Below are 9,691 nucleotides of genomic sequence, written 5' to 3' on the forward strand. Positions count from 1 at the left end.
GTTTGTTTTATCGGCTCACGCGCCGAAAAGTTGATTCAGCGCAACGCTTTTCGGTTACGCGAGGTCAGCAGCGGCACCAGAATCACCACCAGCACGAAGGCCACCAGCGCCCATTGCGCCAGCGACAGACCGAGGATCGGCGGGTACGGCGTCGAGCAGAAACCGTCGACCTGGAAGCCCAGCGGGAAGATCTTCGCCAGCGGCAGGTCATCAACGATCGGCTGCAACACATCGATGCCGCAGCTCACCGCCGGATAGAACTGGGTGTACACGTGATGCCCGGCGACACCGGCCCCGGCGATGGCACAAATCACCACCAGCACCTCGAACACGGTGATGCTGCGCCGGGTGCGCATGGCCGCGCCGATGAACGCGAACAACGCGATCAGCAGCAACGCATAACGCTGCAGGATGCACAGCGGGCACGGCGCCTCGCCCAGCACGATCTGCATGTACAGCGCGCCGCCGATCAGCGCCAGGCAGATGATGCCCAGCAACACCAGATAGCGCCGTTCACGTCCCAATCGAATCGTTTCCTCGCTCATCGCGTTTCCCTTTCAAGTCCATGGTTCAGCTGGCCGGCGGCTGCGCTTGCAGTTGCGCCATCAGGCTGATGTTGTCTTCGATATGCCAATTGGCCGCGATGCGACCGTTGTCGATCTGATAAATATCGGTTGCCCGGAAGTCTACACGCTGGCCCTGCCCTTTGAGAGCCTTGAAGGTGCCGGTGAAATGCCCGCGAAAGTGCAGGTGCACCACCACGCGATCCCCGGCGACGATCATTTGTTCGATCTCGCAACTCAAGTCCGGCACCGCCGTGCGAAAGAACTTCGACGCCAGCAGTGGCCCGGTCGGCCCCTGCACCCGGCCTTCCGGCGGGGTCTTGTCGACGAACTGCGGCGACAGGGCGGCGGTGGCCAACGCCTCTTCGCCCGTGTTCCAGAAACTGCCATAACGCCGCGCCGCCAGTTCCATTGCATCTCGCTGGGCCTTGGGCAGGCTCTGATCGACGATCAGGGTCTGGGGTTCGATCAAGGCGGATTCGGCGAAGGCGAACGGACTGGACAGCAAGGCAACCGACAGGCCCAAAGTGGCCAGGCTGAAACGACGGGAAGAGGCGAAGTGCGACATGGGGACGATCCTGATCATGTAAACGAACGAGCGCCTATCATCAGCATCGGGGAATAAACGATAAACCGGTTAAGAAACGATTAACCTTTAAACAGAATTTAAGAATCAAGTCCGCGTAACGGCCAATCGCGGGCAAGCCCGCTCCCACATTGAAATGCATTCCAATGTGGGAGCGGGCTTGCTCGCGAATGAAGGCGACTCGGTTCCGGATTATTCCAGAGCAGCAGCCGGCCCGAAGAACTCATACCGGCTCTGCTTCTCAGGCACGCCCAGCGCCTTCAGGTGACGCTTGATCGCCCCCATGAAACCTTTCGGCCCGAGGAAGTAAGCGTCCACATCACGCTCCGGCGGCAGCCACTCGCCCAGTTGCTCTTCATTCAACAACCCGACCTTGTCCGCCGCCGGGCTCACGCCGTCATCTTCGGCGTAGCAATAGAAGCGCTTGAGCTGCGGATGGCGCGCGGCCAGCCCGTCGACCCAGTCACGAAACGCATGCACGCTGCCGTTGCGCGCACTGTGAATGAAGTACACCGGACGCTCGGTTTCCAGCGCCGCTTCCAGCATCGCCAGCGTCGGCGTGATGCCGACGCCGCCGCTGATCAGCACCAGCGGTTTGTCGCTGGCAGTCAGAGTGAACTCACCCGATGGCGGGAACAGCTGAATGCTGGCGCCGACGTGCAGTTGATCGTGCAGGTAATTGGAGGCACGGCCGCCCGGTTCGCGTTTGACGCTGATGCGGTACTGACCTTTGTTGGCCAGGGCAGACAGCGAGTAGTTGCGGCGGATTTCTTCGCCGTCGAGGATCAGCTTCATGCCGATGTACTGACCCGGCTCGGCGGCGAGGATCGGGCCCTTGTCCGCCGGTTCGAAGTAGAACGAGGTGATTTCCGCGCTCTCCTCGACCTTGGCCGCGACAATGAACTCCCGCGCCCCGCGCCAGCCGCCGACGGCTTGTTCTTTCTGGTCATAGATCGCGGTTTCGGCGCCGATCAGGATATCGGCCAATTGACCGTAGGCTGCGCCCCAGGCACTCATCACTTGCGGGGTGGCGATTTCTTCGCCGAGCACTTCGGAGATGGCGCGCAGCAGGCAGGTGCCGACGATCGGGTAGTGCTCCGGCAGGATTTGCAGGGCCACGTGCTTGTTGATGATCTTGGCCACCAGATCGCCCAACTGGTCGAGTTGATCGATGTGGCGGGCGTACATCAACACACCGTTGGCCAGAGCGCGAGGCTGGTCACCGCTGGCCTGGTGAGCCTGGTTGAACAGCGGGCGGACTTCCGGGTACTCGGAGAGCATCATCCGGTAGAAGTGGGTGATCAGCGCTTCACCGCCGCTTTCCAGCAGAGGCACGGTGGACTTGATGATGGCTCGATCCTGGACGCTAAGCATAAGGGTGACTCCTGAGCTTTCTCTAAAAGTGCCTTATCCATTCCAGTATTCGTGCCAACTATTTTTTCTATATAAATCAATAGCTTGAAAATTATGTAGTCAGATCGACACAGGCCGCTCTATAGTCGCTTCGACTACAACGTGTCTCTTTGACTACAAGCCTATGTCCGCCAAATCATTGCTCACCGCCCTGCTCCCACTGGTTTCCGACCTGTCCCGCGAACTGCCCGAGGGTGAGCGCTACCGGCGCCTGCTCGAAGCCATGCGCGCCCTGCTGCCCTGCGATGCCGCCGCATTGTTGCGCCTCGACGGAGAATGGCTGGTGCCGCTGGCGGTGGACGGTTTGAGCACCGACACCCTCGGCCGGCGCTTCAAGGTCAGCGAACACCCGCGCTTCGAAGTGCTGCTGGCCGGCCAAGGGCCGACCCGCTTCGCCGCCGACAGCGATCTGCCCGATCCGTATGACGGGCTGGTCGACGGCCTCGACGATCACCTCGAAGTTCACGATTGCCTCGGTTGCCCGTTGTTCGTCGATGAAAAACTCTGGGGCCTGATCACCCTCGACGCCCTCGATCCGGAGCGTTTCGAACCGATCGAACTTGATGCTCTGCAAGCCTTCGCCAGCCTCGCCTCGGCCACTGTGAATGCCGCCGAACGCATCGAACGTCTGGCGATCCGCGCCGAAGACGAACACCAGCGCGCCGAGGTCTATCGCCAGGCCAGCGGCCAGCAGAACCGCGAAATGATCGGCCAGAGCAAGGCGCATAAACGGCTGGTGGAAGAAATCAATCTGGTCGGCGGCAGCGACCTGACCGTGTTGATCACTGGCGAAACCGGAGTCGGCAAGGAACTGGTGGCGCAGGCGATTCACGCTGCCTCCAAGCGCGCCGACAAACCGATCATCAGCCTCAACTGCGCCGCCCTGCCGGATACCTTGGTGGAAAGCGAACTGTTCGGCCATGTGCGCGGCGCCTTCACCGGTGCCACCAGCGACCGGCGCGGCAAGTTCGAACTGGCCAATGGCGGCACGCTGTTTCTCGATGAAGTCGGCGAGTTGTCGCTCACCGTCCAGGCCAAGCTGTTGCGGGTGTTGCAGAGCGGTCAGTTGCAGCGCCTGGGTTCGGACAAGGAACATCAGGTCGACGTGCGCCTGATCGCTGCGACCAACCGTGATCTGGCCGAAGAAGTGCGCAGCGGCCGCTACCGCGCCGACTTCTACCATCGCCTCAGCGTCTACCCGTTGCGGGTGCCGGCGCTGCGTGACCGGGGGCGCGATGTGCTGCTGCTCAGCGGCTATTTCCTGGAACAGAACCGCTCGCGCATGGGCCTCAACAGCCTGCGCCTGAACAGCGACGCCCAGGAAGCGCTGCTGGCCTACACCTGGCCGGGTAACGTGCGGGAACTGGAACACCTGATCGGACGCAGCGCACTGAAAGCGCTGGGCAACTGCAAGGTGCGGCCGAAGATTCTCAGCCTCAGTGCGCTGGATCTCGATCTGCCGCGCGAGGTTGTGGATAACTCACCGGCGCCGTCCGCAGCAGCCACCCTCCAGCCGTTGATCAGCGGCGACCTGCGCACCGCCACTGAGCAGTATCAGCGGCAGTTGATCAGTGCAGCGCTTGAGCGCAATCGGGACAACTGGGCCAGTGCGGCGCGGGAGCTGGGGCTGGACCGGGCGAATCTGGGGCGGATGGCGAAGCGGTTGGGGATGAAAAGCTGAAATGTGCTTCAAGTTCAAAAGCGCCTTCATCGGAACGCCACCCGACAACTAACCTAAAGCCCAACCTTTTGGCGCCGATAACCCGGCATCAATAGTTTCTGGCGACTTCCACCCTCGCCCACCCACCTTTCTCCACAGAAGGTTTTTATGTCTTCCAACAAAGCCCGCGCAGATTCACTTTCGCTTCTGCTGTTTACCTTGCGCAGCGGCAAGCTGATGGCGATCAACCTGCTGAAGGTCAGTGAAATCATCCCCTGCCCGCCGCTGACCAAGTTGCCGGAGTCGCACCCGCACGTCAAAGGCATCGCCACCCTGCGCGGTGCTTCGCTGTCGGTGATCGATCTGAGCCGGGCCATCGGCGAGCGGCCGTTGGAAGATCCGAACGGCGGCTGCCTGATCGTCACCGACGTCAGCCGTTCGAAACAGGGCCTGCATGTGCAGGCGGTGAGCAAGATCGTGCATTGCCTGACCACCGACATCAAACCGCCGCCGTTTGGTTCCGGCGGTTCGCGCGCCTACATCACCGGCGTGACTTCGGTCGACGGCACGCTGGTGCAGGTGCTGGACATTGAAAAAGTCATCCACGGCATCGCCCCGGCACAGATCGAAATGGCCCCGACCGAGCTGAGCATGGAAGACGCCGAAGTGCTGGGCAACGCGCGGATCCTGGTGGTCGACGACAGTCAGGTGGCACTGCAGCAATCGGTGCACACCCTGCGCAACCTCGGCCTGCAATGCCACACTGCGCGCAGCGCCAAGGAAGCCATCGACTGCCTGCTGGACCTGCAAGGCACGGCGCAGCAGATCAACCTGATCGTCTCCGACATTGAAATGTCCGAGATGGACGGTTACGCCTTCACCCGCACCCTGCGCGAAACCCCGGACTTCGCCCACCTCTACGTGCTGCTGCACACCTCACTCGACAGCGCGATGAACAGCGAAAAGGCCCGCCTCGCCGGAGCCAACGGCGTGCTGACCAAGTTCTCCTCGCCGGAGCTGACCCACTGCCTGATCGAAGCGGCCAAGCATGTCGCTGCTCAGGGTCACTGAGTCTTGAGCGAGACGTTCTGTTTTCTGATGCGGCGCGACCTGAGCCAGGACGTGCCGACCATCGAATGGCCGAACGGCATCGAACTCACGACTTACAGCGCCGAACGCGCATCCGCCGTGCATGAACTGATGCAGATCGGCTACCGCGAAGGCGGTGGCCGGGTGCCGGCGCTGGACGTCTGGCAACAGCAGTTCGAAACCGATCCGGAATACGATCCGGCACTGTGTTTCATCGCCAGCGATGCCGAAGGCGTCATTGGCGTGGCGCAATGCTGGACCAGTTCCTACATCAAGAATCTGGTGGTGCATCCTCGGGGGCAAGGTCGGGGATTGGGTCGGGCGTTGCTGCTTCATGCGTTCAAGGCGTTTCGGGATCGACGCGAAGGGTTTGTCGATCTGAAGGTGCTGGAGAGCAATCAGCGAGCGCAGCGCTTGTACGAAATGTCTGGAATGTATGTGGTTCGCCGGGAATTGGTGCCGGACTGACAAACTAAAATCCTGCGGCATACTCCAACCTTGGCGATCAACTTCCAAGGATGCCCGAACCATGAAACGCCTCGCCCTCTCCGTACTTTGCCTCATCGCCCCGTTGGCCCACGCCTCCAGCCCCGACGCCTGGGCGGCCTACGACAAAGCCGTGCTCGCCAGCTGCACCAAGGCCAGCGGCCTGAAAAACGCCAAACCGGTCGGCAACGCCGCGCAATTCGATGACCGCGTCGGCTACACCGCGCTGTTGTTGCAAGGCCAGTACCCGCAAAAACACATGAAGGGCCAGCAAGGCACCGAGCTGTGCCTGTACAACAAAAAGTCGAAAACCGCGTTCGTCACCGAATGGGACTCGATCCGCCCGACCGCCAAACCCTGAGCGAATGGCGCACAACTTGCTTCACTCCGGGCCTGTACGGCGGCTTTATGTCGCCGATTCACACCCTGATTGAAGATTGCCCGCTCAATGAATACGACCTTTTCCTGCGTAGGCTGCGGCAAATGCTGCACCGATCACCATGTGCCCCTGACCCTGGCCGAAGCCCGTATGTGGGCGGACGACGGCGGTCAGGTGATCGTGCTGGTGGAGGCGTTTCTTGCCAACGGCCTGGGCCTGCCGGAACAGCAGCGCGAGCATGCGCAACGCCGTTCGGCAGTTGTCCGCAGCGGAATGTCCGACGCCCATGTGGCGATCACTTTCGCCGCCTACAACGTCGGCCCCTGCCGGAATCTTGACGAAGACAAGCTGTGCCGCATCTACGAGCGTCGGCCGCTGGTGTGTCGCATTTATCCCGCCGAAATCAATCCGCACATCCCGCTGAACCCTGCCGCCAAGGACTGCCCGCCAGAATCGTGGGAGCAAGGGCCGCAACTGATCGTCGGCGGTGAGCTGGTGGATCAGGAACTGGTGACGCTGATCCAGCGCTCGCGTCAGGCCGATCGCGACGACATCCGGATCAAGGACGCGATCTGCGGTTTGCTCGGCATCCGCACCACCGCGCTTAAGGGCGATGGGTTCACCGCGTACCTGCCGGACATGGGCGCGTTTGCCTCGGTGATCGATCAGGTCGCGGCGCAGCCATTGAGCGAAGTTTCCAGCGAATGGCTGTTCCATGTCTCCGGCGACGACATCGCCGGGCAAGTGCGGGCGGCCGGGGCACAGGTGGTGTCCGAGCCGCCGCAGACCTACGCGTTCATTTCACTGCGAGCAGCCTAAGCGCCCTGCCGCCGCCCCCAGAACTCCCGCGCCAGCGAACGCAAATCCCCCGCCAGCCCCGCCACATCCTCTGAGTTGAGCTGGCTCTGGCGCCCTTCATCCACCGTCAACTCGCACGCCGTGCGAATACTGACGATGTTGCGGTTGATGTCCTCGCTCACCGCGCTCTGCTCCTCGACCGCTGCGGCAATCTGCAGACTCATCTCGGTGATCTGCTCGACCCGCCCGCTGATTCCGTCCAGTGCCCGGGCCGCACGCTGGGCCTGTTCGACGCTGTTATCCACATGCTCGCTGCTCTGCTGCATCACCAGCACCGCATCCCGCGCGCCGTTTTGCAGGGTGCTGATCATCCGTTGAATCTCGTTGGTCGACTGCTGAGTACGCTGAGCCAGGCCACGCACCTCATCGGCCACCACTGCAAACCCGCGCCCGGCATCCCCGGCCCGCGCCGCTTCGATCGCCGCGTTGAGCGCCAGCAGATTGGTTTGCTCGGCGATGCTGCGAATCACCTCCAGCACCCCGGAAATCTCGATGCTGTGGCCTTCGAGCTGATGAATCACCTCGGTCGCCCGCCCCAACTCCTCGGCCAGCCGCAACACTGCACTGCGACTCTCGCCCACCAGCAGATGACCTTCACGGGTTTCCGTACCCGCCATGTCCGCCGCCACCGACGCCTGCTGCGCATGGCTGGCCACCTCGGCCACACTGGCCGCCATCTGATGAATCGCCGCCGCCACCTGATCGGTTTCCGCCTGCTGCGCCAACGTGCTGGTGTGACTGCTGTGCAGATGATCCACCAATTGCGCCGCATGCCCGGCCAGCCGCTGCGATGCATCACCGATCCGCCCCACCACCGCGCCGACCTGCGCTTCCAGCATCTGCAAGGCAAACTCGATCTGCCCGAACTGATCCCGCCGCCCGGTATAAATGCCCTGGCTCAACGGGTTATCGGCAATCAGCCGGGCACGCTCGGTCAAATGCTCCAGCGGCCGCAATAACCAACCCACGCCCAGCGCACAGGCGCCACTGCCGGCCACCAGCGCAGCGGCTTCGATGCCCATGGACTCCGGCCGCAGCCAGGCTTCCATCCCCAGCACCAGCGCCAGCACCGAACTGGTCAACGCCATGATCTTCGCCCGCAAACTCAGGCTCGGCAGCCACTGCCACCGCGCCACCCGCCCCTCGCGCAACTGCGCATACGCCCGCTCCGCCGCCGCCATCTGCCGCGCATCCGGCCGTGTACGCACCGACTGATACTCCACCGCCGCACCGTTCTGCGTGACCGGCGTGACATAAGCACTGACCCAGTAGTGATCACCGTTCTTGCAACGATTCTTCACCAGCCCCATCCACGACCGCCCACGCTTGAGCGTCTCCCACATATGGGCAAACGCCTGCGCGGGCATGTCCGGATGACGCAGCAAATTGTGCGGCGCACCCAGCAGCTCGTCGCGGCTGTAACCGCTGATCCTGATGAAGTCGTCGTTGGCGTAGGTGATCGCGCTGGTCAGATCGGTGGTCGAGAGAATGTTCGCATCCGGCGCAACATCGACATTGCGCCCGGTCACCGGGAGATTGATCTTCATGAAAAGCGCGCTCGTTTTATTGGAAAGAGTCGGCAGGGCTGCTGACTCTAAGCGCACTCACTGGTTAAACGTTGATCTGGCTCAGGAACTGAGCAATTAGCCATCACTGTGACCGAAAATCACAGCGTCGGCCGAGGCGGGAATGAATCAGCGCTTGCCCATCGAACGGCGAGTACCCGAAGGCGCCACACCCGGAATCTTGGCGTGACGATCACCGTCCTTGCCCTTGAATTGCGGCTGCTTGGCCGCTTTGGCCGCCGCCAGCTCACCTGGCTTGAACGGAAACTTGAACGCAGGAATGGTCGGCTTGGATTCGCCGGCCTCGGCCAGCTCTGCCGGGACATCGCTCACAGCGTTGTCGATTGGGGAAGTCATGAAAGCTCCGCGAAGCAAAAAGTCCGGCCCGGTGGACGAGCCGCGAAAGCGCGCAGTATACCTGCGTGTGCGGAGTTTAAAGAGTCCCCAAAAGGGTACGACCGGTCCCTTTTGGGAACTCTTCGACTAGCGGATCACGTTTGCGGATCAACCCGATCCAGCGCCCTGTTCACCGCCAACTCGGCCAGCATGATGATCTGCTGGATTCCCAGCGCCGTACTGCGCTGCGGGCCCGAAAGCTCATTGGCGAAATTGCTGGCGATGGTACTGGCCGAGGCCAGGGATTCGCAGGCATTGGCCAGCAGGCTTTCGGTGTCGACGTTGGGAGTGACCATATACATCGTGCTCGGGCGAGGTTTGGCAGGGTTGGGGCAGAGGTAATAATCGAGGGCGCGTTTGATGGCTTCGCGGTTACGGGCGAGGTCTTCGGCGCGCATGGCCTCTTCGAGTGGGGTGGGGGATTCGAGGGGTGGGTCGGGTATCAGTTTGTCCATGAAAAACTCCTACTTGGCTATGGAGCCATCCCTTGTCGTTTCCACACGACAAGAGGTGGCAGCTGTACGCAGGGTGGAAAACCGATAAGTAGGCAACCGGCCAGACCGAAGTCTGCCTGCGCACAGCCGCCGCGACGCAGTTTGCAGACGAAAGAAGACATCGGCAACGATTACGGGGAGATGCTTTGCAACTACTTGAAATCAGGTTTCCACACCTGTTCGCTGAATTGGCAGCGACAGC

The 9,691-nt window shown here is 61.9% G+C and carries 11 protein-coding genes and 1 pseudogene; 5 read left to right on the plus strand and 7 right to left on the minus strand.

All coding sequences use genetic code 11. The annotated features are described in order from the left end of the window. Nucleotides 1-35: 35 nt before the first annotated feature. The 3 genes from K3819_RS23870 to hmpA form a co-directional block, all read right to left on the minus strand. Nucleotides 36-545, minus strand: coding sequence for a disulfide bond formation protein B (locus K3819_RS23870; protein ID WP_007956723.1), 510 nt, complete (start codon nucleotides 543-545; stop codon nucleotides 36-38). 25 nt (nucleotides 546-570) lie between these two features. Further along, the gene (locus K3819_RS23875) at nucleotides 571-1,131 is read right to left on the minus strand and encodes an ester cyclase (protein ID WP_011335845.1); all 561 of its coding nucleotides are present in this window, start codon (nucleotides 1,129-1,131) and stop codon (nucleotides 571-573) included. Between the two features lie 210 nt (nucleotides 1,132-1,341). Then, nucleotides 1,342-2,523 (minus strand): NO-inducible flavohemoprotein, encoded by a 1,182-nt coding sequence (gene hmpA / locus K3819_RS23880; protein WP_221398065.1) that lies wholly within the window; start codon nucleotides 2,521-2,523, stop codon nucleotides 1,342-1,344. A 163-nt stretch (nucleotides 2,524-2,686) separates the two neighbouring features. On the opposite strand from hmpA, the gene norR reads away from it, so the two are divergent. The 5 genes from norR to K3819_RS23905 all read left to right on the plus strand — a co-directional run bounded on the left by norR (nucleotide 2,687) and on the right by K3819_RS23905 (nucleotide 6,995). After that, nucleotides 2,687-4,243 carry a nitric oxide reductase transcriptional regulator NorR gene (gene norR, locus K3819_RS23885; protein WP_221398066.1) on the plus strand — a complete coding sequence of 519 codons (1,557 nt, stop codon included), beginning with the start codon at nucleotides 2,687-2,689 and terminating at the stop codon, nucleotides 4,241-4,243. Nucleotides 4,244-4,390: 147 nt separating this feature from the next. After that, nucleotides 4,391-5,293, plus strand: a complete 903-nt coding sequence (locus K3819_RS23890) for a chemotaxis protein CheV (protein WP_011335848.1) — start codon at nucleotides 4,391-4,393, stop codon at nucleotides 5,291-5,293. A 27-nt stretch (nucleotides 5,294-5,320) separates the two neighbouring features. Next, nucleotides 5,321-5,779: an N-acetyltransferase gene (locus K3819_RS23895; protein ID WP_085610948.1), complete on the plus strand. Its 459-nt coding sequence runs from the start codon at nucleotides 5,321-5,323 to the stop codon at nucleotides 5,777-5,779. Nucleotides 5,780-5,840: 61 nt separating this feature from the next. Further along, nucleotides 5,841-6,158, plus strand: coding sequence for a hypothetical protein (locus tag K3819_RS23900; protein ID WP_039765638.1), 318 nt, complete (start codon nucleotides 5,841-5,843; stop codon nucleotides 6,156-6,158). An 87-nt stretch (nucleotides 6,159-6,245) separates the two neighbouring features. Continuing rightward, the gene (locus K3819_RS23905; RefSeq protein WP_221398067.1) at nucleotides 6,246-6,995 is read left to right on the plus strand and encodes a YkgJ family cysteine cluster protein; all 750 of its coding nucleotides are present in this window, start codon (nucleotides 6,246-6,248) and stop codon (nucleotides 6,993-6,995) included. Here the strand turns inward: K3819_RS23905 and K3819_RS23910 are convergent. The 4 genes and pseudogenes from K3819_RS23910 to K3819_RS23920 all read right to left on the minus strand — a co-directional run bounded on the left by K3819_RS23910 (nucleotide 6,992) and on the right by K3819_RS23920 (nucleotide 9,450). Next, nucleotides 6,992-8,056, minus strand: a complete 1,065-nt coding sequence (locus K3819_RS23910; protein ID WP_409348359.1) for a methyl-accepting chemotaxis protein — start codon at nucleotides 8,054-8,056, stop codon at nucleotides 6,992-6,994. The two genes, K3819_RS23905 and K3819_RS23910, sit on opposite strands and share 4 nt — an antisense overlap. A 243-nt stretch (nucleotides 8,057-8,299) precedes the next feature. After that, nucleotides 8,300-8,581: pseudogene (locus K3819_RS29805) on the minus strand (PAS domain-containing protein); the annotation flags it as partial. Nucleotides 8,582-8,728: 147 nt separating this feature from the next. Beyond that, entirely contained in the window at nucleotides 8,729-8,956 is a 228-nt protein-coding gene (locus K3819_RS23915) for a hypothetical protein (protein WP_039765632.1), read from the minus strand. A gap of 134 nt (nucleotides 8,957-9,090) precedes the next feature. Further along, the gene (locus K3819_RS23920; RefSeq protein ID WP_085610952.1) at nucleotides 9,091-9,450 is read right to left on the minus strand and encodes a DUF6124 family protein; all 360 of its coding nucleotides are present in this window, start codon (nucleotides 9,448-9,450) and stop codon (nucleotides 9,091-9,093) included. Nucleotides 9,451-9,691 lie beyond the last annotated feature (241 nt).

The organism is Pseudomonas sp. 3-2, assembly GCF_019710535.1.
Lineage (GTDB): Bacteria > Pseudomonadota > Gammaproteobacteria > Pseudomonadales > Pseudomonadaceae > Aquipseudomonas > Aquipseudomonas pharyngis.

What these genes read in the sequence shown, in the direction of transcription:
- K3819_RS23905 (WP_221398067.1), top strand. Translation starts at nt 6,246, where the DNA reads ATGAATACGACCTTTTCCTGCGTAGGCTGCGGCAAATGCTGCACCGAT.
- K3819_RS23895 (WP_085610948.1), top strand. Translation starts at nt 5,321, where the DNA reads ATGCGGCGCGACCTGAGCCAGGACGTGCCGACCATCGAATGGCCGAAC.
- K3819_RS23900 (WP_039765638.1), top strand. Translation starts at nt 5,841, where the DNA reads ATGAAACGCCTCGCCCTCTCCGTACTTTGCCTCATCGCCCCGTTGGCC.
- K3819_RS23920 (WP_085610952.1), bottom strand. Translation starts at nt 9,450, where the DNA reads ATGGACAAACTGATACCCGACCCACCCCTCGAATCCCCCACCCCACTC.
- K3819_RS23870 (WP_007956723.1), bottom strand. Translation starts at nt 545, where the DNA reads ATGAGCGAGGAAACGATTCGATTGGGACGTGAACGGCGCTATCTGGTG.
- norR (WP_221398066.1), top strand. Translation starts at nt 2,687, where the DNA reads ATGTCCGCCAAATCATTGCTCACCGCCCTGCTCCCACTGGTTTCCGAC.
- hmpA (WP_221398065.1), bottom strand. Translation starts at nt 2,523, where the DNA reads ATGCTTAGCGTCCAGGATCGAGCCATCATCAAGTCCACCGTGCCTCTG.
- K3819_RS23910 (WP_409348359.1), bottom strand. Translation starts at nt 8,056, where the DNA reads ATGGGCATCGAAGCCGCTGCGCTGGTGGCCGGCAGTGGCGCCTGTGCG.
- K3819_RS23875 (WP_011335845.1), bottom strand. Translation starts at nt 1,131, where the DNA reads ATGTCGCACTTCGCCTCTTCCCGTCGTTTCAGCCTGGCCACTTTGGGC.
- K3819_RS23915 (WP_039765632.1), bottom strand. Translation starts at nt 8,956, where the DNA reads ATGACTTCCCCAATCGACAACGCTGTGAGCGATGTCCCGGCAGAGCTG.
- K3819_RS23890 (WP_011335848.1), top strand. Translation starts at nt 4,391, where the DNA reads ATGTCTTCCAACAAAGCCCGCGCAGATTCACTTTCGCTTCTGCTGTTT.